Genomic DNA, 23,829 nt, shown 5'->3' on the forward strand with positions numbered 1-23,829 from the left:
GAAAGTTGAGTGTGTTCCGCTCAAGTCTGAGTTTTTACTCTGGCCGGTCCTTGGGTTGCAGCGCGCTGCGGAGCGCGTCGTTCATCTGGCTCAACCTGCTGGTCAGCGCGGTGAGCTCGGCATTGGTCCAGTCACCGAGCGCGGACCGGAAGAACTTCAGGTACTTCCCGCGCCAGCGTTTGAGTTCGATCATGCCCTGTTCGGAGACGCTGACGAGCGCGGCGCGGCCGTCCTCGGGGGCGGGCCGGCGGTCGACGAGCCCGGCCGCCGACAGCTGCGCGATCTGCCGGCTCACCACGGACACGTCCACCATGCGACGACGGGCCAGTTCGGACGGGCGGACCTCGCCGTGCACCGCGAGCTCGGACAGCAGCATCGCGGCGGCGGGGTGCAGCCCGCCTTCCTCACCCTGCCAGGTCGCGGTCACCCACGAGTGCTGCAACTGGCCGGCGGTGCGCAGCTGGCGCATCAGCTCGATGCTGGCATCTTCGTCCAGATTCATCGCAGACACCGCCCCGCACGTCTAACTTGGTTGACACATACAACTATACGAAAAGTAGTTGCTCGCTGCACCCTTCTTGGGGGTGAGTCCGGACACGCGGCGAGCGATCGGGTAACCACCCGGACGGAGCAACTATCGGTGCAAACGGCCGTCCGGCAGTTACTCTGCGATCTAATGCTCTCCCGCTTTTCGGCTGACGCTTGACTGAATGGGGTGGAATATTCGTGATCATTTCACGCAGTGACGACCCCTCTGGCCTGCGACTGCGGTCCGGGCCCGTGCTATTGCGCGTTCGTGAATAATCGAGTCCGAGCATCAACGCGCACCCCGGAGCACTTCGGAACCCCATGACCGCCGAACCCGTCAGCCCCGTCCCCCGGTCCGCCCACCGGGAGGCACCGCCAGCCGTCACCGCCATGGTGCGGCTGATCCGGGATTCCTGGACCAAGGCGGAGCCGTACTTACCGGAAGTAACCCAGTTCTTCTACGGGATGCTTTTCACCCTCGCGCCCGCGACCCGGGATTTCTTCCCCATCAACATGGAGGTCCAGCGCAACCGGATGGTGCGCGCGCTCGTACACGTGGTGCAGATGGTCGACCAGCCCGACGACCTGGTGCCCTTCCTGCGCCAGCTCGGCCGGGACCACCGCAAGTTCGGCGTGATCCCCAAGCACTACGAGGCGATCGGCACGGCGCTGCTCGCCGCGATGCGCAGCCAGCTCGGCCCGGACTGGACCCCGGACGTGGAGCGCGCGTGGGCCGAGGCGTTCACGATCATCGCCAGGCAGATGCAGGAGGCGGCGTCCGCCGACACCAACCCGCCCAACTGGTCCGCGATAGTCGCCGAGCACCGGCGGCTGAGCTGGGACCTGGCGATGGTGCGGGTGGAGCCGGACGAGGTGATCCCGTTCCATCCCGGCCAGTACCTGAGCGTCGAGGTGCCGCAACGGCCGCGGCTGTGGCGGTACCTGTCCCCGGCCAACGCCCCGCGCCCGGACGGTTCGCTGGAGTTCCACGTGCGCGCCGTCGACGGCGGCTGGGTGTCGCGCGCGATCGTGAGCCACACGCAGAAGGGCGACATGTGGCGCTTCGGTCCGCCGCTGGGCAGGCTTTCGGTCGACCGCGAGTCGGACCGGGAGGTCTTGATGGTCGCCGGCGGCACCGGCGTCGCGCCGATGCAGTCGCTGCTCGACGAGCTGGCGCAGTGGGGCGAGAACCCGAAGGTGCGGCTGTTCTATGGCGGGCGCACCCGCGAGGACCTGTACGCGCTGGAGGGACTGCGGCTGATGGCCTCGTGCAACCCGTGGCTCACGGTCACCCCGGTGATCGAGTCCGGCCCCGGCGTGAGCGGCTGTGAGCAGGGCACACTGGCCGACGTCGTCACCAGGCACGGCGCCTGGCCAGGGCGCGACGTGCTGGTGTCGGGCTCCCCGGCGATGATCCGGGCGACGGTCTCGCGGATGCTCGTCGCCGGCACGGCGCTCGACCAGATCCGCTACGACCCGTTCACCATCGACTGACGCTCCGCCAATCGCCTAGGTTCGGTGCCATGGACATTCCAGTAGCGGACGGATCCATCGAGGGCTATCTGGCCGAACCGTCGCGGGCGGTTTCGGGGGAACCGCCGTGGCCCGGCGTGGTGATCGTGCACGACGCGATCGGCCTCACCGAGGACGCGCGCAACATCACGGAGCGCTTCGCGACGGGTGGCTACCTGGCGCTCAGCCCGAACCTGTACTCGCGCGGCGGTTTCTTCCGCTGCGTCAAGACGGTCTTCAAGGAACTGGCCGCGGCAAAGGGCCAGTCGTTCCAGGACATCGCCGCGGCGCGAGAGCTGCTCGCCGCGCGGCCGGACTGCACGGGCAAGGTCGGCGTGGTCGGCTTCTGCATGGGCGGCGGGTTCGCGATCGTCGCGGCGACGCAGGGCTTCGACGCGTCGGCGCCGTACTACGGGCAGCTGCCGAAGGATCTGTCCATTTTGGATGATGCCTGCCCGGTGGTCGCCAGCTTCGGGAAGAAGGACCCGTCGTTGAAGGGCACCGCGGCGAAGCTCGAAAAAGAACTCGAAGCGCGCGGAATTCCCCACGACGTCAAGGAATACCCGAACGTCGGGCACAGCTTCGCGAACCAGTTCAACCTCGGGCCCTTCACGCCGCTGGCCAGAATCACCGGGATGGGCTTCAACCGCGAGGCGAGCGAAGACGCCTGGCGCCGCGTGTTCGCCTTCTTCGGCGAGCACCTGCGCTAGTCAGGGCCTGCGGCCGTGGAAGGTACGGCGCAGGTCGCGCACCCAGGCCTCGGGGTTCTCCCAGGGGATGAAGTGGCCGCCGTGGTCATGGACGTTGACGTTGACGTGGTTGAACCAGCCGCCCTGCGGGCCGGTCTTGAACGCCAGGACGCGTTCGTCGGCGGTGTGGATGCCGGGCGGGTTCTCGTACGTGACCATGGTGAGGCCGACCGGGGCCTGCACGACCGGGGTGCGGTCGTGGGCGGGGGCCCAGGGGTAGCGGTTGGCGTTGGCGTAGTACCGCATCGATGTGGCGATGGAGTTGTTCACCCAGTAGATCGTGGCGTGGGTGAGCAGGTCGTCCTTGGTGAAGACGGACTCGACGTCCCCGCCGTTGTCGCTCCAGGCATTCCAGCGCTCCAGCAGCCAGGCGAGCAGCCCGGCCGGTGAGTCGCTCAGCCCGTGGGCGAGGGTGGCGCCGTCGAGCATGTGCACGTTGAGGTGGGCCGCCGAGCGGTGGTCCAGCTCGATGATGCGGGCGCGGACGTCGGCAGGCTGATCGTCGGTGAGCGGCCGGTTCCGGGCGAAGTCCCAGGCACGAGGGCCGGTGAAGAAGTCGAGCGGCAGCCCGGAACCGATGTGGATGCCGTACAACTCGTCGGCGTACTTGTGGCCGAGCTGGCTGGTGACGATCCCGCCGATGTCGCAGCCCCCGGCGGCGTACTTCTCGTACCCCAGCGTCTCGGTCATCAGGGTGTGCCAGAGATCGGCGACCTTCCAGAAGTTGACGTCCGGAAAGCCGGTGAGCGGGCCAGGGAAACCGAAGCCGGGCAGGGACGGCACGATGACGTCGAACGCGTCCGCCGGGTCACCGCCGAACGCGGCCGGGTCGGCGAGCGGGTCGATCACCTTCGACCAGTGCCAGAACGTCCACGGCCAGCCGTGGGTGAGGATCAGCGGGACCGGGCGCGGGCCGCGGCCGGGTTTGCGCATGAAGTGCACTTCGACGCCGGAGACGCTCACCTGGTAGTGCTCGTAGGCGTTGATGGCGGCCTCGGCCTTGCGCCAGTCGTAGCCATCCCCCCAGTACGCGACCAGCTCACGGAGATAGCTCTCCGGGACGCCGTAGGACCAGTCCTCGTTGCTCTCGTCCACTGGCGGACGGGTCAACGCGAGACGGGCGCGCAGGTCTTCGAGGACCTCGTCGGGCACCCGGAGAGTGGTCGGCTCCAAGGGAAAAGCACGCGGGGTGGGCATCCCGTGATTATTTGCCGCGCTTGGGTTTCCACACCACCAGCGCTGTCTCCTGCCGGATGGGCACGAGGTCCTTCCGGTAGGAGGCATGCACGGCGGCGGCCGCGTGTTCGGCCGCCGCGTAGGCCGCGGCGAGTTCTTCGGTCAGCTCGGACACCCTGGCCCGCAACGCATCGACCTGGTTCTCCAGCTCGATGATCCGCTTGATCCCGGCCAGGTTGACCCCGGCCTCCTGGGACAGTCGCTGCACTTCCCGGAGCAGCGCGATGTCCCGCATCGAGTAGCGGCGACCGCCACCCGACGTGCGGCCCGGCGACACCAGCCCCTGCCTGTCGTAGGCGCGCAAGGTCTGCGCGTGCAGGCCGGACAGCTGCGCCGCCACCGAGATGACGAAAACCGGAGTGTCCTCATCCGCCCCGTGGGGCAAGCTGCCGAAAGCCATCACCGCTCCTTGAGCATCTCAGTGATCTCAGGCCGTGGGTCGTGCTTCGCCGAGGCCTCCGCGAACGATTCAAGCGCCTGCTTCTCAGCGGCGTCCAGTCTGGACGGCACGGCCACCTGCAGGGTCACCAGCAGGTCGCCCTGTGTGCCGTCGCGCTTCTTGATTCCCTTGCCGCGCACGCGAAGCACCCGGCCGCTGTTGGTGCCGGCCGGCACCTTCAGCGAGACCTTCCCGTCCAGGGTCGGCACCGTGATCGTGCCGCCGAGCGTCACCTCGGGGAAGCTCACCGGCACCGTGATCGTCAGGTCGTTGCCCGACCGGCCGAACACCGGATGCGGGGCGACGTGCACGCGTACGTACAGGTCACCGGCCGTCGCGCCGCCGCGGCCCGGTTCGCCCTGGCCCGCCAGCCTGATCCGCTGGTTGTCGTCCACCCCGGCGGGGATCCGGACGGTGAGCGTCCTGGTGCGGTTGCTGATGCCCTCGCCGCCGCATTCCGGGCAGGGGTCGTCGATGATCTTGCCGCGGCCACGGCAGTCCCGGCACGGCTCGGAGAACGCGAACGCGCCCTGGCTCCGGTTGACCAGCCCGGCCCCGCCACAGGTCGGGCAGGTACGCGGGGTGGTGCCGGGCTTCGCGCCGTTACCGCCACAGGTGCCGCACGTGGCCGGGCTCGACAACCGCAGCGGCAGGGTCGCGCCCTTGACCGCCTCGGTGAAGTCGATCCGCACGTCCGTCTCGACGTCGGCGCCGCGCTGGGCCCTGGTACCGGTGGCGGCACCTGTCGCGCCGCCCCGGCGGCCGAAGAGGCCACCGAGAATGTCGCCGAGCCCACCGAAACCGGCCTGGCCCGCGCCGGTCGTCTGGCCGAACAGATCGCCCATGTCGAACGAACCACCGCCGCCACCCGCGCCGGGGAAGCCGAAACCGCCGGCGCCACCGGCGCCGAACAGCTGGCGGGCCTCGTCGTATTCCTTGCGCTTGGCCGGATCCGACAGCACGCCGTAGGCCTCCGACACGGCCTTGAACTTCTGCTCCGCGTCGGCGTTGCCCGGGTTGGCGTCGGGGTGGTTCTCCCGCGCCAGCTTGCGGTAGGCCTTCTTGATCTCGTCCTGGGAAGCGCCGGAGGAGACGCCCAATTCGCGGTAGAAGTCCTTACCTATCCACTCCCGTGCGCTCACGGACGTCTCCTCCCCTCACGCTCATTAACCGTTGTTCTCATCCGACAGTTGCTCCACCGGCAGTTCACCCTCGACCGGCGAGTCGACCGGCTGGGCAGCCGGCTCGTGATCGGTCACCCCGACCAGCGCCGCGCGCAACGTCCGCTCGCCGAAGCGGTAACCACGGCGCAGCACCGTTGTCACCGTCGGGCCGGCCACGTCCGGGGAGGTGCTGTGCTGCACCGCCTCGTGCACGCTCGGGTCGAAGGGCTCGCCCTCCGCGCCGAACGCCTCGAGCCCGGCCCGCTGCAGGCCCGCGACGAGCTTCTCGCCGACCGCCTTGAACGCACCGGTGAGGTCACCGTGCTGCTCGGCCCGCTCCAGGTCGTCCAGGAGCGGCAGCAGGTCGTTGACCACCGACGCCTTCGCGCCGTTGACCACTGCCTCGCGGTCGCGGTCGACCCGCTTGCGGTAGTTGGCGTACTCCGCCTGCAGCCGCTGCAGATCAGCGGTGCGCTCGGCGAGCTGCTTCTCCACATCGGACTGAACGCCGACCGAGTCGTCCACAATGGACTCGCCGAGGCTCGGCCCCGAGGGGGTCTCCTTGACCTCCTCGGGCGCCTGCTCCGGCGTGCGAACCTGGCCGGTCAGCGGGTCGATCTTGCGGCGGTCTCGCACCACCACAGGCTCGACTACCTCCCGTTCCTGTTCCTCGGTGTCACGCGAATGCTTGCCGGTCACTTCTTCTCGTCCTCGTCCACGATCTCGGCGTCCACCACGTCGTCGGCCTTGGCCGAGTCACCGGCCTGCTCGCCGGCACCCGCACCCGCGGCGCCATCGGCGCCACCAGCCTGCTGAGCGTTCGCGTACAGCGCCGTGCCCAGCTCCTGCGAAGCGGTGTTCAATTTCTCGATCGCCTCGGAGATCTTCGCGGTGTCGGTGCCCTTGAGCGCCTCGTTGGCCTCGTCGATCGCGGTCTTGACCTTGCCCTTGATGTCCTCGGGCAGCTTGTCGTCGTTGTCCTTGACGAACTTCTCGGTCTGGTAGACCAGCGTCTCCGCCTGGTTGCGGGTCTCCGCTTCCTCGCGGCGCTGCCTGTCCTCCTCCGCGTGCTCCTCGGCGTCCCTGACCATGCGCTCGATGTCGTCCTTCGGCAGCGCGGAGCCACCGGTGATCGTCATCGACTGTTCCTTGTTGGTGCCGAGGTCCTTCGCGGTCACGTGCACGATGCCGTTGGCGTCGATGTCGAAGGTGACCTCGATCTGCGGCACGCCACGCGGGGCCGGGGGCAGCCCGGTCAACTCGAACATGCCGAGCTTCTTGTTCTGCGCCGCGATCTCGCGCTCACCCTGGAAGACCTGGATCTGCACCGAGGGCTGGTTGTCGTCCGCGGTGGAGAAGATCTCGCTGCGCTTGGTCGGGATCGTGGTGTTGCGCTCGATGAGCTTGGTGAACACCCCGCCCTTGGTCTCGATGCCCAGCGACAGCGGGGTCACGTCGAGCAGCAGGACGTCCTTGACCTCACCCTTGAGCACACCGGCCTGCAGGGCGGCACCGACGGCGACGACCTCGTCCGGGTTCACGCCCTTGTTCGGCTCGCGGCCGCCGGTCAGCTCCTTGACCAGCTCGGCGACGGCCGGCATCCGGGTGGAACCACCGACGAGCACCACGTGGTCGATCTGGCCGACCGAGATGCCCGCGTCACGGATGACGTTGTTGAACGGCGCCTTGGTGCGGTCGAGCAGGTCGGAGGTGATCCGCTGGAACTCCGCGCGAGACAGCGTCTCGTCGAGGAAGAGCGGGTTCTTGTCCGCGTCGACCGTGATGTAGGGCAGGTTGATGCTGGCGCTGGACGAGCTGGACAGCTCGATCTTCGCCTTCTCGGCCGCCTCGCGGATGCGCTGCAGCGCCATCCGGTCCTTGGTCAGGTCGATACCGTTGGACGCCTTGAACTTGTCCACCAGCCAGTCGACGATGCGCTGGTCCCAGTCGTCACCACCGAGGTGGTTGTCACCACTGGTGGCGCGGACCTCGACGACACCCTCGCCGATCTCCAGCAGGGAGACGTCGAACGTACCGCCACCGAGGTCGAAGACCAGGATGGTCTGTTCCTTCTCGCCCTTGTCCAGGCCGTAGGCCAGCGCCGCGGCGGTGGGCTCGTTGACGATGCGGAGCACGTTCAGGCCCGCGATCTGGCCGGCCTCCTTGGTGGCCTGCCGCTGCGCGTCCTCGAAGTACGCCGGGACGGTGATGACCGCGTCGGTGATCTCCTCACCGAGGTAGGACTCCGCGTCGCGCTTGAGCTTCATCAGCACCCGGGCGCTGATCTCCTGCGCGGTGTAGGCCTTGCCGTCGATCTCGGTCTTCCAGTCGGTGCCGATGTGCCGCTTCACGGACCGGATGGTGCGGTCCACGTTCGTCACGGCCTGGTTCTTCGCCGGCTGGCCGGTCAGCACTTCGCCGTTCTTGGCGAAGGCGACGATCGACGGGGTGGTCCGGGATCCTTCGGAGTTGGCGATGACCGTCGGCTCGCCGCCCTCAAGGACAGCTACGACCGAGTTGGTCGTGCCGAGGTCGATGCCGACCGCTCGCGCCATGTTCTTTCCTCCTGTTGATACGCTGCTTGAGCTGCGGTGTTGCGCCCGTCCTGAGTGGGGCACACTCAAGTTCTATCTCGGACCCGCGCCTGGCGTCAAACCAGACTTGAGCCGGGGGCGCTCAACCTTTCTGCCAGTCTAACGACCGGGTTCGCGGGCTTGTTCCCGGCTACGCCGGAGTGACCGAAACATCCCCGCTGGTGGCCTGCAGATCCAGCAGATGGGTGCCCGCCGGATCGCTCGGGATGCCGATCCGCTGGTCGCCACTGGACGTGTCGATCCTTACCCGGTAGTGGTCGTTCGGCACGGTCACCTGCACGTCGCCGCTGGTGGTTTCCACGTGCACGTCCGATGCGACGCGAGCGACGACCGTGACGTCGCCGGAACTCGCCTGCGCCTGCACCGTCCCGGCGGCGTCCAGCAGGTGGATCTCGCCGGAGGTAGTGGTCACGTCCGTCGCGGCGAGGCCCTCCACGGTGACGTCACCGGAGGTGCTGTGCCCGCTCATCGTGGTGCCGCGGGGCACGACGATGTCGTACTCGACGCTGCAGTCGGAGCCACAGCCGGTCAGCACGAGCCGACCGCCCTCGACGTGGAAGGCGTCCGCGGGTTTGCCGCCGTGGTACCGGAATTCCTGGTGCACCGTCGTGGTGGCGACGTCCTCCGCGCGGACGTGCACGTCGTCGGAGCGGACATCGAGCTGCACGCTCGACACCTGCACCGTGACCTGCCGGTCCTCGCGTGCCGACGTGGGCCACCACCAGCCGACGGCGATGGCCACGCCGGCGCCGATCAGTGCGATCCCGCCGATCGCCAGCGCTGGCCTTCCCATTGCGTCCTCCCCAGGCAAATTTGCTGTGCGGAAGACGCTAAGGCGCACGCGTATCCGGGGACATCAGGGAACGCCCCCGGTTCGCCCCTGAGGTTCCCCCTACCTAGTCTTCGAGGCGTCCCTTTTCGCGCTCCGAGGAGGATTGATGGCCCAGCCGCCCAACCCCTACGACTTTCTGCCCGCAGTGCCCGGCTTCACGGTGCGAAGCAACGACGTCGCCGACGGCGAGACGTTGGCGGCCCCGCACCTGAGCGGGATCTTCGGCGTGCCCGGTGGCGAGGACCGCTCCCCGCACCTGGCGTGGGAGGGCTTCCCGGCCGAGACGAAGAGCTTCGCCGTCACCTGTTACGACCCGGATGCCCCCACCGCGAGCGGTTTCTGGCACTGGGCGGTGTTCAACATCCCCGCCTCGGTGACCGAACTGCCCACCGGCGCCGGTGACGCCAACGGCTCGGGGCTGCCTTCGGGTGCGGTGACCTTGACCAACGACGGCGGGGTCAAGCAGTTCCTCGGTGCCGCCCCGCCGCCGGGGCACGGCCCGCACCGCTACTACTTCGTGGTGCACGCCGTCGGCGTCGAGTCGCTCGACATTCCCGCCGAGGCCACGCCCGCGTTCCTCGGCTTCAACCTCTTCTCGCACACGCTCGCGCGCGCGACGATCACGACGATCTACGAGAACAAGGGCTGAGCAGGCGGGGCGCCTTCCCGCGCAGGGAAGGCGCCCCGGGGGTTCACCACTGGTACGGCAGGAACTTCCCGTCCAGTGTCACCACCACGCGGTCGCCTGCCGGGTCCGGCACCCGCTCGACGTTCATCCGGAAGTTGATGGCGCTCATGATCCCGTCGCCGAACTGTTCGTGGATGAGCTCCTTGATGGTCGGGCCGTAGACCTGGAGCACCTCGTAGAAGCGGTAGATCGTCGGATCCGTCGGCACCGCCGCGTCGAGCGCGCCCCGGGTGGGCTGCAGCTGCAACGCCGTCTCCACGTCCGCGGGCAGTTCGAGGATGTCGGCGGCCTTGCTCGCGCGCTCCTTGCTCATCGGGTGCTGGCCGAGCAGCGCCGCAGTGGTCCACGCCAGTGGGGCGCCGACGGCCTCGGCGAGGTCGGCCCAGCTCAGTCCGAGCCGCACCTTCGCGGCGAGCACGGCGTCGCTCGCTTCTTTCTTACTTGTCATGCCAGGGCATTGTGCCCGGCAAGTGTTACCGGCGGTTTGCGGAGATCTCAGCGCGGCCGGAGCAGGTACTCGACCACCGGCCTCAGTTCCTCGGCCGCCGGTGGCTCGTCGTCGATCAGCCCCTGGATCAGCAGGCCGTCGATACCGGCGAGAAAAGCCCGCAGCGCCACCAGGTCGTCCGGGCGGACCATCGACGTGAGCACGTCCAGCCAGCGCCGGGCGGCCGGGCGCAGCTCCGGGCGCCGCGCGGCCAGCAGGTACAGCTCGTACTCCGCCATGGTGCGGCCGCGCCGCGGGCCGAGCGCTTCGGCGAGCAGGCCGGCCACCTCGTCCGCGCCGAGGCTGCCCCGCGAGCGGGCGCGGTCGATCATCCAGTAGACCTCGGTGGCCATGTCCTTCGCGCACGAGATGAGCGTCGCGATCAGCAGGTCGTTGAGGCTTGCGAAGTGATACGTCGTGGACGTGGTGGGTACGCCGGCTTCGGCGGCGACGGTGCGGTGCGTGACGCCCGCGACGCCGTCCCGTTCGATCACGCGCAGGGTGGCGTCGATGATCTCCTGCCGCCGCCGGTCGCCGCGGGCCTTGCGTCCGTCGCGCTGCGCCTTCACTGCGCCGACCCCAGTTCGATCAGTACGACACCGCCGATCACCAGCGCGATCCCGCCGACCATGGTGAGATTGATTCGCTCGTGCAGGAAGACCACCCCGACGAGCGCGACCGCCGCCACCCCGGCGGCGGCCCAGATCGCGTAGGCCACGCCGATCGGCAGGCCCATCTTCAGTACGACGGACAACGCCACGAAGGCGACCCCGTATCCGAGGACCACGACGATCGACGGGCCGAGTTTCGAGAAACCCTCGGAGAGCTTCAGCGAGACGGTCCCGGTGACCTCGGCGGCGATCGCCAACGCGAGCAGCAGATAAGCGGACACAACCGCCAAAGTACCTGAACGATCGTCCCGGTAACCAGCGAGTTGTACGTCACGTCGATTGGTTACCCACCGGTAAGAGCCGTTACGCTCCGGTTCAACCACCACACATTGGACGAAAGGCCCCGATCATGGGTGCTCTGCAGATCACGCTCGGTGTGATCGGCGTCGCCATAAGCATTGTCGCTTGGATCATGTTCGTCGCCGGCGTCTGGCGGATGGTGCGCATCATTCGCCTTGGACAGCCCGACCCCACCCGCAACGGCCCGTTCGGCCCACGCATCACGACGTTGATCAAGGAGTTCGCCGCGCATACGCGGATGAACAAGTTCCGGCACGTCGGCCCGTGGCACTGGATGGTCATGTGGGGCTTCCTGATCGGGTCGCTGGCCTGGTTCGAGGCCTACGGCGAGACGTTCGACCCCGAGTTCCACTGGCCGATCATCGGCGCGTGGCAGCCCTGGCTGCTGCTCACCGAACTGCTCGGCCTCGGCACCGTGATCGGCGGGATCGCGCTGGCGATCATCCGGCAGCGCAACCACCCGCGCCGTGCCGACCGGCAGTCCCGGTTCCAGGGCTCGAACTTCGGGCAGGCCTACTTCGTCGAGGCCGTGGTCATCATCGAGGGGCTCGGCATCCTCGGGGTGAAGGCGTTCAAGATCTCCAGCGGCATCGAGGACCCGTCGTGGTGGAGCAGCTTCGCCACCAAGGGCATCGCCGAGCTGCTGCCGTCGAGCACCGCGGCGGTCACGATCACCGCGCTGATCAAGCTGCTGTCCGGGATGGTCTGGCTGATCGTGGTCGGCCGCAAGCTCACCATGGGCGTGGCGTGGCACCGGTTCAGCGCGTTCTTCAACATCTACTTCAAGCGTGAGAAGGACGGCGGCGTCGCGCTCGGCGCGCTCAAGCCGATGATGAGCGCAGGCAAGCCGTTGGACTTCGAAGAGGCCGACCCGGAGAAGGACGTCTTCGGCGCCGGCGCGGTGGAGGACTTCAGCTGGAAGGGCTGGCTGGACTTCACCACCTGCACCGAATGCGGTCGCTGCCAGTCCCAGTGCCCGGCCTGGAACACCGGGAAACCGTTGTCCCCCAAGCTGCTCATCACGCAGCTGCGGGACCACGCCTACGCCAAGGCGCCGTACCTGCTGGCCGGCGGCAGGCGCGACATGGCCGGTGACGAGATCGGCCTGACCGGCGACAACCCGCACGCCGGGATCGACGTGCTGGCGCTGGCCGAGTCCGAGCGCCCGCTGGTCGGCACCGCGGAAGACGGCGGCGTGATCGACCCCGACGTGCTGTGGTCGTGCACCTCCTGCGGTGCCTGCGTCGAGCAGTGCCCGGTGGACATCGAGCACGTCGACCACATCGTCGACATGCGCCGGTACCAGGTGATGATCGAGTCGAACTTCCCGACCGAGCTCAACGGGATGTTCAAGAACCTGGAGAACAAGGGCAATCCGTGGGGCCAGAACGCCAAGGACCGCCTCGCCTGGGCCGAGGACCTCGACTTCGAGGTGCCGGTGTTCGAGGGCGAACTGGGCGACGCCGAGTACCTGTTCTGGGTCGGTTGTGCGGGCGCCTTCGAGGACCGCGCGAAGAAGACCACCCGTGCGGTCGCGGAGCTGCTGCACCTGGCCGACGTCAAGTACACCGTGCTCGGCCCGGAGGAGTCCTGCACCGGTGACCCGGCCCGCCGCGCCGGCAACGAGTTCCTGTTCCAGATGCTGGCGCAGCAGAACGTCGAGGTGCTCAACTCGGTGTTCGAGGACCGGCCGCCGCTCGAGCGCAAGATCGTCGTCACCTGTGCGCACTGCTTCAACACGCTCGCCAACGAGTACCCGGAGCTGGGCGGCCAGTACGAGGTCGTGCACCACACGCAGCTGCTGAACCGGCTGGTGCGGGAGAAGCGGCTGGTGCCGGTCGCCCCGATCGCCGACGACGTCACCTACCACGACCCCTGCTACCTGGGTCGGCACAACAAGATCTACGAGGCGCCGCGTGAGCTGGTCGGTGCTTCGGGCGCGCAGTTCCGCGAAATGCCGCGGCACGGCGACAGGTCGATGTGCTGTGGCGCCGGTGGTGCCCGGATGTGGATGGAAGAGAAGATCGGCAAGCGGATCAACATCGACCGCGTCGACGAGGCACTGGGCACCGCGCCGTCGAAGATCGCCACCGGCTGCCCGTTCTGCCGGGTCATGCTGACCGACGGCGTGACCGCCCGCCAGAACGACGGGATCGCCAGCGAGAAGGTCGAAGTCGTGGACGTCTCGCAGCTGCTGCTGCAGTCGGTCAAACGGCGGCCACAGCCAGTGCCGGAAGCGGCGTCGACGGAGCTGCCCGAGTCCGGGTCCGACCCGCTGGAAGCGGACACGCCGACGGACAAGGTGTCCACCGGTACGCCGTTGCCGGAGGAAGACAAGTAGACGATTTCCTGCCGGAGTCCCGCTTTCGGGGCTCCGGTGGGACTCGACAAGCGGGTTATCCTGGTGACCTCGCGTGCCAAGGTCGTCGGCGAGAAACACCTGACCTGCGTGAACGGGGGCGAAGACATGGGCTTTCCCGCCGAAGGAAATTCGGCCGAGGAACCGGTCGTCGTCCGTGCCGGGGCTCGTTTCCCCTCTGCCAAGCAGCTCGAGAAGTACGCCGACGAACAGCTGGCCCCCGGGCCCGCGCTCGAAAAGCGGTATCCCGAGCGTCCGTCCGGGGCGCGGTTCCCTACAGAACGCCAGCTCGGACGCTATGCCGAGGACGAGCCGCCGGAGCCTGTGGCGCAGCCGGAGCCCCCGCCCCAGCCGGTACCCAGCCCGCGTCCACGGCCCCGCCCGCCCGAGCAGTTCGAGCAGGAGGACGACGGCCCGCGCGTGCGGCCGTACGTGCTCACCAAGGGGCGCACCCAGTCGGCCTACGAGCTGGCGCTGGAGACGATGGTCTCGCTGCGCGCGGACGCCCGCTGGAGCGGCCCGGCCCTGAACTCCGAATACCAGCCAGTGCGCGCGTTGTGCGCGGTACCGCAGTCGGTCGCCGAGGTCGCTGCGGGGCTGGCCATGCCGCTCGGCGTCGCCCGGGTTCTGTTGTCCGACATGGCAGAGCTGGGCCTGTTGCACATCCACGGCACCGCGCGCACCGCGGAGGGCAGGCCCCCGATGAACCTGATGCGGCGCGTTCTGGACGGTCTGCAACGCCTTTAGCCGCGCTCTAGGATCGCCGGGTGAACGACGAAGAGCCGAATGGTGAGAGCACTGTCACAGTAGTGCTGGCGGGGGCCGTCAATTTGGCGATCGCGGTGATGAAAGCGGTTGCCGGGGTCATCACCGGCTCCGGGGCGCTGCTTTCCGAAGCCGCGCATTCCGTCGCCGACACCATCACCGAAATCCTGCTGCTGACCGCGTTACGCCGCTCCGCGAGGCCCGCGGACCGGGTGCATCCCTTCGGCTACGGCAAGGAACGCTACTTCTGGTGCCTGCTCGCCGCGGTCTCCATCTTCGCCTCGGGCGCGATGTTCTCCTTCTACGAAGGCTTTTCCACGGTCTTCGGGGAGCCGCAGGAGCAGTCGAACCCGCTCGTCGGCTACATCGTGCTGATCCTGGCCTTCCTGATGGAGGGCGTTTCCTGGACGCAGGCGGTGCGGCAGGTGCGCGGCGAGGCCCGTGAGCAGAACCGGTCGATCCGCCAGTACCTGCGGCTGGTCGACGACCCCGCGCCGAAGTCGGTGTTCTTCGAGGATTCCGCGGCGCTTGTCGGGCTGGTGCTCGCGTTCGCCGGGCTGCTGCTGCACCAGCTCACGGGTTCGAGCCTGTGGGACGGGCTCGCGTCGATCACCATCGGTCTGCTGCTCGTGTTCGTCGCCTACAACCTCGGCCGGACCAACCTGGGGCTGCTGATCGGCAGGCAGGCGGATCCCGTTGTGGTGGGCGGGATTCGTGAGTTGCTGGCCGGTGCGCCGGAGATCGAGGTGGTGGTCGACCTGCAGACGATGCTGCTGGGCACCGACCAGATCCTCGTGTGCGCGCGGGTGGACTTCGACGATTCGCTCGGCGCGGCCGATGTGGAACGGGCGTGCGTGCGGCTGGCTTCGGAGCTGCACGAGACCTACAGCGACGTGGCGGAGGTGTTCATCGAGCCGGTGCCGCGCACCGATTCGGACCTGCGCGCGGCGGTGCTGGCCAGGTACGGAAAGGACGCCTCGAAGTTCGGCGATACGCCCTGAGCCGCGCTTGCGTGAAGCAGTGAACCAGTGGTTCACTGCTTGAGTGCCCTACCGACGGACCCCGCAGGTGCAGGCGCGCCTGGACGCCCAGCGCATGGCGATCCTCGACGCCGCCGCCGAGCTGCTCGCCGAGCGCGGCTACGCCGGCTGTTCCGTCGCGGCCGTCGCCGACAAGGCCGGAATAGCCACGGGCAGCGTGTACCGGCATTTCCCCGGCAAGGTCGAGCTGGTCGTGGAGCTGTTTCGCGGGGTGGTGAACCGCGAGGTCGAGGCTGTCACGAAGGCCGCCGAGCTGCCCGGTGATCCGGTCGAGCGGGTCACCGCGGTGTTCGAGACCTTCGCCAACCGTGCGCTGAAAGCGCCCCGCCGCGCGTACGCCCTGCTCGCGGAGCCGGTCGATGCGCCGGTGGAGGCCGAGCGCATCGTGTTCCGTCAGGTGTTCCGCGACCTCGTTGCCCGTCACATCGGCGAAGGCGTCCGCGCCGGGCTGCTGCCTTCGCAGGACGCCGCGCTTACCGCGGCCGCGCTCGTCGGCGCGGCGGCGGAAATCCTGATCGGTCCGTTGACCACGAACAACAGCGGCGCAGTCGCCGGATTGCGCACCTTCATCCTGCGCGCTTTGGGAGGTTCCGATGTCCGACACCCATGAGGTCACCAACCAGGCCCCGCCGCTCGTCGACTACGACGTCGCCGGCGACGCGGCCCTGCTCGACGGCCTGCACCGGGCCGGTGCGGGTTGGGCCGAGGACGAGGTGCACGAGCTGGGCAGGCTCGCCGGCAGCGCGCAGGGGCAGGAATGGGGCCGGGTGGTCAACGAGAACCCGCCGGTCCTGCACACCCACGACCGCTACGGGCACCGCATCGACGAGGTCGAGTTCCATCCGTACTGGCACGAGCTGATGACCGTCGCGGTGCGGCACGGTCTGCACGCGGCGCCGTGGCGCGACGAACGCCCGGGCGCGCACGCCGCGCGGGCCGCGAAGGTGCTGGTGTGGAACCAGGCGGAAGGCGGCCACGTCTGCCCGATTTCCATGACCTACGCGGCAATTCCGGCACTGCGCTTCAGCCCCGAACTGGCCGCGACGTACGAGCCGCTACTCGCGTCGCCCGAGTACGACTTCGGGCTGCGCGTGCCAACCACCAAACGCGGGCTCATCGCCGGCATGTCGATGACAGAGAAGCAGGGCGGTTCGGACGTCCGCGCGAACACCACCACGGCGAAGCCGGCCGGGGACGGCAGTTACATGCTCACCGGGCACAAGTGGTTCACGTCGGCGCCGATGTCGGACCTGTTCCTGACGCTGGCGCAGGCGCCCGGCGGGTTGTCCTGTTTCCTGCTGCCGCGCGTGCTGCCCGACGGTGCGCGCAACCGGATCTTCTTGCAGCGCTTGAAGGACAAGCTCGGCAACAAGTCCAACGCCTCGTCCGAAATCGAGTACGACGGCGCCGTCGGCTGGCTCGTCGGCGAGGAGGGGCGCGGGGTGCAGACCATCATCGAGATGGTCAACAACACCCGGCTCGACTGCGTGCTCGGCAGTACTTCCCTGATGCGCCAAGGGGTTGTGCTCGCGACGCACCACGCCGCGCACCGCCGCGCGTTCGGCGCGAACCTGATCGACCAGCCCGCGATGGCCAACGTGCTGGCCGATCTGGTGGTCGAATCCGAGGCCGCGACCACGGTCGCGATGCGGCTCGCCGCCGCGACGGGTGACCCCGACGAGCTCCCGTTCCGCCGGCTGGCGCTCGCGGTGACGAAGTACTGGGTGTGCAAACGCGGCGCCGCGCATACTGCGGAAGCGCTGGAATGCTTGGGCGGCAACGGTTACGTCGAGGAATCCGGGATGCCCCGGCTGTACCGTGAGGCGCCGTTGCTGTCGATCTGGGAGGGCTCGGGCAACGTCGCCGCGCTCGACGCACTGCGCGCGATGGGTAAGCAGCCCGAGTCCGTGGAGGCGTTCTTCGGCGAGGTCGACCTCGCCGCCGGGGCGGACTCCCGGCTGGACGACGCGATCGGCCGGGTCCGCAAGGAACTGGCCGATCTCGACGACATCCAGTACCGCGCCCGGCGGCTGGTCGAGTCGATGGCGTTGGTACTGCAGGGTTCGCTGCTCGTGCGCTACGCCCCGGCCGCCGTGGCGGACGCCTTCTGCGCGTCCCGCCTCGGCGGCGACTGGGGCATCGCCTTCGGCACCTTGCCGTCCACAGTGGACACGAAGGCGGTCGTCGAGCGGGCCCGCGTCAGCTGACGTCCTCGATCGCGGTGCCCTTGGTCTCGCGGACGAACTTCAGCGCGAACGGGATCGAGAGCACCGCGAAGGCGGCGTAGATCCAGTACGTCATCGAGAGGTTCCAGTCGGCCATGCTCGGGAAGCTGACCGTGACCACCCAGTTGGCGACCCAGTTCGCGGCGGTGCCGACGGCCAGCGCGGCGCTGCGGATGCGCAGCGGGAACATCTCGCCCAGCATCACCCACAGGATGACGCCCCAGGACAGCGCGAACGAGATCACGAAGAGGTTCGCGAACACCAGCGCGATCGGTCCCCACGCACCTGGCAGAGTCAGGTCTCCGTTCACCTGCCGCGCGTTGCCGAACGCGATCGCGGCGACCGCGAGCCCGATCGTCATGCCGACGGAACCGATGAGCAGCAACGGTTTCCGGCCGACCTTGTCGATGAAGGCGATGGCGATGAAGGTACCGATGATGTTGATCACCGGGCTGACCATCGAGATCAGCAGCGAGTCGGTGTTCTGGCCGACCGAGTGCCACAGCGTGTCCGAGTAGTAGAAGATCACGTTGATGCCGACGAACTGCTGGAACACCGCCAGCGCGATACCGACCCAGACGATCGGCAGCAGGCCCAGCTTCCCGCCGACGAGGTCACGCACCCGCGACTTCTTCTCGGTGCGCAGCCCGCGCTGGAGGTCCGCCAGCTTGGCGTCCACGTCACCGCCCTCGACTTCGGCCAGCACCTTGCGCGCGCGCTCGGTCTTGCCGATGGACAGCAGGTAGTGCGGCGACTCGGGAATGATCGAGGCGAGTACGAAGTAGACGATCGCCGGCACGGCGGCGGCGCCGAGCATCCACTGCCAGGCCTCAAGTCCGCCGAGTGAGCTGTTGAGGTCGTGCGAACCGTCGGCGCCGGTAGGCGCGAAGGCCTTGATGACCCAGTTGACCAGCGCCGAGACCCCGATGCCGAGCACGATGGCGAGTTGCTGCAGTGACGCCAGCCTGCCGCGATAGGCCGGCGGCGCGACCTCGGCGATGTAGGCCGGGCCGATCACCGAGGCGACCCCGATCGCGATGCCGCCGATCACCCGCCAGATCGCCAGGTCCCACACGCTGAACGGGAACATCGCGCCGACCGCGCTGACCAGGAACAGCACCGCGGCCAGCTGCATCGTGCGGATGCGCCCGATCCGGTCGGACAGCAGCCCGCCGAACCACGCGCCGACCGCGGACCCGATCAGCGCGCTGGACACGGTCAGCCCGGTCACCCCGTCGCCGACCTGGAAGTGGTGCTGGATACCGAGTACGGCGCCGTTGATGTTCGAACTGTCGTAGCCGAACAGGAAGCCTCCGACCGCGGCCGCCCCGGCGATGAACACCACGTGGGCCAGATGTTGTTGACCGGCACGATCCCCGGTCGTCGTTGAGCTCACGACCCTGCTCCCTTGCTCCGACTCTTACGTCCAATCGGAGTAAACCCGGGAATGGTCCAGTCCATGCCGGACCAACCGGGTGAGATGTTTCACCGGGTTGGTGCGGTTCAGCGCCAGGTGTCCACGCGGTGGAAGTTCTGGTAGGCGCGGCTCGGCGTCGGGCCACGCTGGCCCTGGTAGCGGGAGCCGACTTCGGCGGAGCCGTACGGGAATTCGGCCGAGCTGCTCAGCCGGAACAGGCAGAGCTGGCCGATCTTCATACCAGGCCACAGGGTGATCGGCAGGTTTGCCACGTTGGACAGCTCGAGGGTGATGTGGCCGGAGAAGCCGGGGTCGATGAAGCCGGCCGTGGAGTGCGTGAGCAGCCCGAGCCTGCCGAGTGAGGATTTGCCCTCGAGGCGTCCGGCCAGGTCGTCGGGCAGGCTGACCAGCTCGAAGGTGGAGGCGAGCACGAACTCGCCGGGGTGCAGGACGAACGGGTCGTCGCCCTCCTTTTCCACCAGCGAGGTCAGCTCGTCCTGCTGCAGCGACGGGTCGATGTGGGTGTACTTGCTGTTGTCGAACACCCGGAAGAAACGGTCGAGGCGGACGTCGATACTCGACGGTTGCACCATGCCGGAGTCGAACGGGTCGATCCCCAGCTTGCCGGCTTCGACTTCTTTGCGGAGGTCACGGTCACTGAGCAGCACCCGAACACCCTAGCCGTCAGGCCGCGCGCATGTGCCGGGCGTACGTCGGGTCGAGCTGGAACACCTTGCCGAGGCGGGTGACGTAGTGGCGGCGCTCGATGCCGCCGATGACCTCGCGCAGGCTGTTGATGCCCGGCACGTAGCGCAGCGCCGTCTCGGCGGCGAAGTTCACGGCCGCCGCGGTGACCACGGCGGTCTGGGCGATCGGGTCGTCGGGCAGCTCGAGGAAGTCGGCGTTGGTCTTGCCCAGCACGAGCCTGCTGATGGAGCTGTGCACGCGGACGGAGACGTGCGAGAGCACCTTGCCGAGCGTCCCGCGCCCGTAGCCGATTGCTTCGTGGGTGACGAGCAGGGCTTTGGCCAGGCGCTTCGAGTCCTCGTCGGGGATGAACTCGGTGGCGGCGAGCAGCCACAAGAGTCGCCACGCGTCTTGCTCGGTGGCCGGGAGCAGCTCGTCGTCGATGCCGAGCAGCCACCCGACGTAGCGCCAGAGATGCAGAATGTCGCCACGCTCGCGCTCGGTGTAGCGCACGCCGAGGAGCTGGGTGCCGAGTACGTAGACGAGGGAGAAGAGGAGAAGGGTGCCGGTGGTCTGGATCTGGTTGACCGGCTTGTCCCAGGTTTCGTAGTCCCAGTCCTGGCGCCGATTCATCGCCGCGCGGACGTGCGCGTGCACCAGCCGGACCCGCAGCGCCGACACGTAGCCGGATTGGCCGTGCCGCAGCCTGCCGGGCGTCGTCACGTCGATCCACCACGCGGCGGTTTCGACGAGGCGCCTGCTGGCCATGTGCTCGATTTCCCCGGTCCCGACAAGGGGTTTCGTCGCTCGCGAGGCGAGATAGCCACCCATCAACGACATGTCGCCGAGCGGGAAGAGGCCCAGTAGTCCCGTCCGCGTGATCGCCCGCGCCCCGCGCTCGATGCGCTCGTGATCGACCCAGTACGGCGTGGCCTCGACGCGCTCGAAGAAGCTCGCCAGTTCGGGCGGCGGGTTGTCCAGGTGCTCGATGCCGTGTTCAAGGGCTTCCCCGAAGAGGCGGTGTCCGTGCCCGGGCGGCATCCGGTTGATCATCGCGACGACCGCGTCCGCCGCCGGATCTTCGGCCTGCGCGAAGCGGCGGAACCTCTTGATCTGCTCGTCGGTGCCACGGATGTCCCCGACCCCGGCCAGCCTCGCCGCAAGCCGGAACCCACCCTGGCGAAACAACTCGGGGTCTTCCATGACAACAAGTGTTGTCAGTTGCCGCCGACGCGTCAAGCACCTGGCGTGAAGGGGGTGGGTGGCAGCGTGTATGCTTTGCGCTGCTGCGGATGTAGTTCAATGGTAGAACATCAGCTTCCCAAGCTGAATACGCGGGTTCGATTCCCGTCATCCGCTCTTCGCAGGTCAGAAGGGGTGCCACCCGATCTTGGGAGGCACCCCTCCTGCTATCTCCAGCAACATCCCAACAACATCAATCGGCGGGCTTCTGCCGGTGTTCTTCCACCAACTTCGACAGCCGATCCGCAATGAGCCGGTCCGCATCGCTGGTCGCCCGCTGGTAGATCAGCGCGGCCCGCATGTCGTCGTGCCCCATCCGCGCCATGAGGTCCCGCGTCGACATACCGGCCTTGGACGCCCACACGTTGCCCGCGTGCCGCAAGTCGTGGAAGTGCACGCCCTTGAGGCCGAGCTTGGTCACCGTCTCGGTCCACTTCGTGCGCTGCGCGAAGTTCGGCCGCCGCACCGGGTTGCCCGACTCCGCGAGCGTGAACAACAGGGCCTCCTTGTCCGGCTTCACGAAGGTCTTCAGGTGGGCCACGATCTCCCCGCGGATGGCTTCGGGAAGGATCACCGTCCGCACACCGGCCCGCGACTTCGGCGGCCCCGCAACGAAGCCCTTGCCCGGAACCTCGCCGAACGACCGGGACACCCGGACCCAGCTTCCGTCCGCGGCCACGTCGCACCGCCGCAGCGCGACCACTTCGCCGTACCGCAGCGACCCGAACGCCGCGAGCAACACCATCGCCGCGAACCGCTCCGGCATCTTCTCGGCGATCTGAAAGACCTGCGCCACCGTGACGAGCGGACGTTCCTCGGGGCTCTCCTTCTCGGCGCCCGCGATCTTGCACGGGTTCTTCGTGATGATCGCGTCCGGATCTACGGCCGTGTTGAGGATGCCGCGAAGCAGCCGGTAGCACTTGGCCAGCACCGACGCCGACACGCCGGCCTCCAGTCGATCGGCCCGCCACTGCCGAAAGGTTGCCGCCGACAGCTTGCGCAGCTCGACGCCACCGATGTACGGCATAACGTGCTTGCGCAGGAGCCAGCGGTACAGCTCGACCGTGCGCGGCCGAAGGCCCGGACGCTCCTTGATCCACCGCTCCGCGTACTCGCCCAACGTCACCTTGGCCCGCTCCGGGTCGGTCCAGTCCCCGGCGATGATCAGCGCCTCCACGCCGTTCAGCCAGCGGTCAGCATCGCGCTCCCGCTTGAACCGGTGTGGAGCGAAATGCCGCCTGCCATCCGGCCCGAGGTAGCTCGCTTGGAACTCGCCCAGCGAGGTTTTCCGGATGCTGCCGAAGCGTCGCTTCCGTCCCTTGCTGTTCGGCATCAGGCCGCCCTCCCCAGGTCCCGCCGCACGGACGCCCGAGTGATCGGCTCAACTCGCCCGGCCAGCACGAACGCTTCGAGATCCTCGACGGCCAGCCGGACATGCGCCCCGACCTTGTGGAAGGCAACCCGCCGTTCCGCGATCAGTCGCCGGACGAAGCGCACCGATGTGTTGAGGTACTCGGCCGCCTGCTCGACGTTCAGGTAGTGCGTCTCCAAGTTGCTCGTCCTCCTCAGTTCTTATGCCGCGTAAGGGATTGCCGAAGTTTCTGAGCCGTCGCCGGGTGGTCCTGCTGCCGCGAGTAGGGCCCGGTCGTACTCGGCCTTCCAGGTGATCCGCTCCGCGATCGCCCGCATCAGCAGATGAGCCCGCGGTGGCGCGTCCCGATCACCGGGTGCGACGTTCCGCCAGATCAGGCGCGAGGTGTCAACCTCTGGCTTCTCGATCCCGACGGCCGCGAGCATGTCCCGGACGAACGCCTTGCGGTCAGACTTGTGATCCGCCAAAGACTTCCCCGACCACTTGCGCGACACGAGCACCCGGCGACCAGGCAGCCCGAGGGTGGTTCGCCGATGTGCCCGGCCCTTGCCGTGCCCCGGAGTCGTCCTCGCCGTCGCCCCAAGCGGCTGCACGCCGTACAGCAGCCACACCGCACACCTGGGGCTGCATGGTGTGATCGACAGTTCCGCGTGGAGCCGGTCGTGGTGGTCCCGCTGCCGATTTGTCGACGCCTCGAGAACCTCACCGGTGGATTTGGTGAGGTACTTCGTCAGATACCCAATGTGCCGCCCAGCCTCCTCCGTCCCGCCGAGAATCCCCTTCGAGTGCGCCTGCCGCCCGAAGGTCACCACGTGCGCAGGTTCCTCCACGTCCTCTATCGCGTCCTCCCACTGCCGCAACGGTTCCCGCGTATCTGGGTCTACAAAGGACTTTGACCGCATGTCCCACACCGGCAGGTGCTCCCCGCTGTAGACCAGCTCGTCATGGTTGGGCCACCACACCTGGTGGTAGGTCGCCTCCGTCACCTGCCGGATGACCTCGTGCGGAATGGAACCGCGGAGCGCGGTGTGCAGGTGCGGTGCGGCCCGTTTCTGCGGCTCGACAGTCGCGAAGTACTGCACGTCCCACCCGACGACCCGGCGCAGGTTCTGCCACCACCGATCCACCAAGGAGGAGAAGTGCACCGCGTCTCGGGCGGCCCGCCGGTAGTCGTAGGTCGTCATGTCGACCGGGGTGCCGTCGTCTCGCACCCGTCCGTAGGTGTCGCAGGTGAGTGTGACGAACATGGACGGCCGAAACTTGCCCGCATACTCCCGCCCCACGGTGGTCTTCGTGACCTTCCGCCGAGGCAGGTTGGGTGCGTCCTGCCGCCGCTTGGTCGACCGCTTGGCAGGCTTCTTCCCCGGCAGATCCGGCGAGGGCAGGTGACCGCGCATGCCGAGTTGCCGAAGTTCGTCGTCGACGCCCCGGATCTGGTCGCGCAGATCGTCCGCCTGGCCCTCCTCCCCTGTGTCGACCGCGTTCCGGTACGCCGCGACCAGATCGGCGCGGAAGGTCATCAA

At 68.2% G+C, this 23,829-nt stretch carries 24 protein-coding genes and 1 tRNA gene; 9 read left to right on the forward strand and 16 right to left on the reverse strand.

Going from position 1 to position 23,829, the window contains the following annotated elements; translation table 11 throughout:
- Nucleotides 1-34 precede the first annotated feature (34 nt).
- On the reverse strand, nt 35-502 hold the full coding sequence (locus tag VHD82_RS10595; RefSeq protein ID WP_325700409.1) for a MarR family winged helix-turn-helix transcriptional regulator: 468 nt from the start codon (nt 500-502) through the stop codon (nt 35-37).
- A gap of 347 nt (nt 503-849) precedes the next feature.
- Between VHD82_RS10595 and VHD82_RS10600 the strand changes: the two genes are divergently transcribed.
- Both VHD82_RS10600 and VHD82_RS10605 read left to right on the forward strand, forming a co-directional pair.
- Nucleotides 850-2,022: a globin domain-containing protein gene (locus VHD82_RS10600; RefSeq protein WP_325700412.1), complete on the forward strand. Its 1,173-nt coding sequence runs from the start codon at nt 850-852 to the stop codon at nt 2,020-2,022.
- 29 nt (nt 2,023-2,051) lie between these two features.
- Nucleotides 2,052-2,750, forward strand: coding sequence for a dienelactone hydrolase family protein (locus VHD82_RS10605; RefSeq protein ID WP_325700415.1), 699 nt, complete (start codon nt 2,052-2,054; stop codon nt 2,748-2,750).
- On the opposite strand, the gene VHD82_RS10610 is transcribed toward VHD82_RS10605, so the two are convergent.
- The 6 genes from VHD82_RS10610 to VHD82_RS10635 all read right to left on the reverse strand — a co-directional run bounded on the left by VHD82_RS10610 (nt 2,751) and on the right by VHD82_RS10635 (nt 9,014).
- On the reverse strand, nt 2,751-3,986 hold the full coding sequence (locus VHD82_RS10610) for an epoxide hydrolase (protein ID WP_325700418.1): 1,236 nt from the start codon (nt 3,984-3,986) through the stop codon (nt 2,751-2,753).
- 7 nt (nt 3,987-3,993) lie between these two features.
- Nucleotides 3,994-4,425 carry a heat shock protein transcriptional repressor HspR gene (locus VHD82_RS10615; protein WP_325700420.1) on the reverse strand — a complete coding sequence of 144 codons (432 nt, stop codon included), beginning with the start codon at nt 4,423-4,425 and terminating at the stop codon, nt 3,994-3,996.
- The gene (gene dnaJ / locus VHD82_RS10620; protein ID WP_325700423.1) at nt 4,425-5,606 is read right to left on the reverse strand and encodes a molecular chaperone DnaJ; all 1,182 of its coding nucleotides are present in this window, start codon (nt 5,604-5,606) and stop codon (nt 4,425-4,427) included. The genes VHD82_RS10615 and dnaJ overlap by 1 nt, the downstream gene beginning before the upstream one ends.
- 24 nt (nt 5,607-5,630) lie before the next feature.
- Nucleotides 5,631-6,326 carry a nucleotide exchange factor GrpE gene (gene grpE / locus VHD82_RS10625; RefSeq protein WP_325700426.1) on the reverse strand — a complete coding sequence of 232 codons (696 nt, stop codon included), beginning with the start codon at nt 6,324-6,326 and terminating at the stop codon, nt 5,631-5,633.
- Nucleotides 6,323-8,182: a molecular chaperone DnaK gene (dnaK, locus tag VHD82_RS10630; protein WP_325700429.1), complete on the reverse strand. Its 1,860-nt coding sequence runs from the start codon at nt 8,180-8,182 to the stop codon at nt 6,323-6,325. The genes grpE and dnaK overlap by 4 nt, the downstream gene beginning before the upstream one ends.
- Nucleotides 8,183-8,351: 169 nt before the next feature.
- The gene (locus VHD82_RS10635) at nt 8,352-9,014 is read right to left on the reverse strand and encodes a DUF4097 family beta strand repeat-containing protein (protein WP_325700432.1); all 663 of its coding nucleotides are present in this window, start codon (nt 9,012-9,014) and stop codon (nt 8,352-8,354) included.
- 145 nt (nt 9,015-9,159) lie between these two features.
- On the opposite strand from VHD82_RS10635, the gene VHD82_RS10640 reads away from it, so the two are divergent.
- The gene (locus tag VHD82_RS10640) at nt 9,160-9,702 is read left to right on the forward strand and encodes a YbhB/YbcL family Raf kinase inhibitor-like protein (protein ID WP_325700435.1); all 543 of its coding nucleotides are present in this window, start codon (nt 9,160-9,162) and stop codon (nt 9,700-9,702) included.
- A 43-nt stretch (nt 9,703-9,745) separates the two neighbouring features.
- On the opposite strand, the gene cynS is transcribed toward VHD82_RS10640, so the two are convergent.
- Genes cynS through VHD82_RS10655 form a run of 3 tightly spaced genes read right to left on the reverse strand, consistent with a single transcriptional unit; the run spans nt 9,746 to nt 11,120 of the window.
- Nucleotides 9,746-10,189 carry a cyanase gene (gene cynS, locus VHD82_RS10645; RefSeq protein WP_325700438.1) on the reverse strand — a complete coding sequence of 148 codons (444 nt, stop codon included), beginning with the start codon at nt 10,187-10,189 and terminating at the stop codon, nt 9,746-9,748.
- A gap of 47 nt (nt 10,190-10,236) precedes the next feature.
- Nucleotides 10,237-10,797: a TetR/AcrR family transcriptional regulator gene (locus VHD82_RS10650; protein WP_325700441.1), complete on the reverse strand. Its 561-nt coding sequence runs from the start codon at nt 10,795-10,797 to the stop codon at nt 10,237-10,239.
- Nucleotides 10,794-11,120 (reverse strand): DMT family transporter, encoded by a 327-nt coding sequence (locus VHD82_RS10655; RefSeq protein WP_325700444.1) that lies wholly within the window; start codon nt 11,118-11,120, stop codon nt 10,794-10,796. Before VHD82_RS10655 ends, VHD82_RS10650 begins: the two co-directional genes overlap by 4 nt.
- Before the next feature lie 128 nt (nt 11,121-11,248).
- Between VHD82_RS10655 and VHD82_RS10660 the strand changes: the two genes are divergently transcribed.
- From VHD82_RS10660 to VHD82_RS10680, 5 genes are all read left to right on the forward strand, one after another.
- On the forward strand, nt 11,249-13,540 hold the full coding sequence (locus tag VHD82_RS10660) for a (Fe-S)-binding protein (RefSeq protein WP_325700447.1): 2,292 nt from the start codon (nt 11,249-11,251) through the stop codon (nt 13,538-13,540).
- 63 nt (nt 13,541-13,603) lie between these two features.
- On the forward strand, nt 13,604-14,305 hold the full coding sequence (locus VHD82_RS10665) for a DUF742 domain-containing protein (RefSeq protein WP_325700450.1): 702 nt from the start codon (nt 13,604-13,606) through the stop codon (nt 14,303-14,305).
- Between the two features lie 20 nt (nt 14,306-14,325).
- The gene (locus VHD82_RS10670) at nt 14,326-15,324 is read left to right on the forward strand and encodes a cation diffusion facilitator family transporter (RefSeq protein WP_325700453.1); all 999 of its coding nucleotides are present in this window, start codon (nt 14,326-14,328) and stop codon (nt 15,322-15,324) included.
- A gap of 43 nt (nt 15,325-15,367) precedes the next feature.
- Nucleotides 15,368-15,973, forward strand: a complete 606-nt coding sequence (locus VHD82_RS10675; protein WP_325700456.1) for a TetR/AcrR family transcriptional regulator — start codon at nt 15,368-15,370, stop codon at nt 15,971-15,973.
- A complete protein-coding gene (locus VHD82_RS10680; protein WP_325700458.1) occupies nt 15,957-17,570 on the forward strand; it encodes an acyl-CoA dehydrogenase family protein in 1,614 nt (537 codons plus the stop codon). Before VHD82_RS10675 ends, VHD82_RS10680 begins: the two co-directional genes overlap by 17 nt.
- On the opposite strand, the gene VHD82_RS10685 is transcribed toward VHD82_RS10680, so the two are convergent.
- The 3 genes from VHD82_RS10685 to VHD82_RS10695 form a co-directional block, all read right to left on the reverse strand.
- Nucleotides 17,563-18,984, reverse strand: coding sequence for a sugar porter family MFS transporter (locus tag VHD82_RS10685; protein WP_325700460.1), 1,422 nt, complete (start codon nt 18,982-18,984; stop codon nt 17,563-17,565). The genes VHD82_RS10680 and VHD82_RS10685 overlap by 8 nt on opposite strands.
- Nucleotides 18,985-19,091: 107 nt before the next feature.
- A complete protein-coding gene (gene dcd / locus VHD82_RS10690) occupies nt 19,092-19,673 on the reverse strand; it encodes a dCTP deaminase (protein WP_325700463.1) in 582 nt (193 codons plus the stop codon).
- Between the two features lie 16 nt (nt 19,674-19,689).
- Nucleotides 19,690-20,895: an oxygenase MpaB family protein gene (locus VHD82_RS10695; protein ID WP_325700466.1), complete on the reverse strand. Its 1,206-nt coding sequence runs from the start codon at nt 20,893-20,895 to the stop codon at nt 19,690-19,692.
- Nucleotides 20,896-20,980: 85 nt separating this feature from the next.
- Between VHD82_RS10695 and VHD82_RS10700 the strand changes: the two genes are divergently transcribed.
- Nucleotides 20,981-21,051 (forward strand) — tRNA-Gly (locus VHD82_RS10700).
- Nucleotides 21,052-21,127: 76 nt separating this feature from the next.
- Here VHD82_RS10700 and VHD82_RS10705 read toward each other — a convergent pair.
- The 3 genes from VHD82_RS10705 to VHD82_RS10715 form a co-directional block, all read right to left on the reverse strand.
- Nucleotides 21,128-22,267, reverse strand: coding sequence for a site-specific integrase (locus VHD82_RS10705; protein ID WP_325700470.1), 1,140 nt, complete (start codon nt 22,265-22,267; stop codon nt 21,128-21,130).
- Nucleotides 22,267-22,485 (reverse strand): helix-turn-helix domain-containing protein, encoded by a 219-nt coding sequence (locus VHD82_RS10710; RefSeq protein ID WP_325700473.1) that lies wholly within the window; start codon nt 22,483-22,485, stop codon nt 22,267-22,269. Before VHD82_RS10710 ends, VHD82_RS10705 begins: the two co-directional genes overlap by 1 nt.
- Before the next feature lie 21 nt (nt 22,486-22,506).
- The coding region (locus VHD82_RS10715) for a replication initiator (RefSeq protein WP_325700475.1) at nt 22,507-23,829 on the reverse strand (1,323 nt) is incomplete at its 5' end.

This window comes from Amycolatopsis sp. (assembly GCF_035546795.1).
Classification (GTDB): domain Bacteria; phylum Actinomycetota; class Actinomycetes; order Mycobacteriales; family Pseudonocardiaceae; genus Amycolatopsis_E.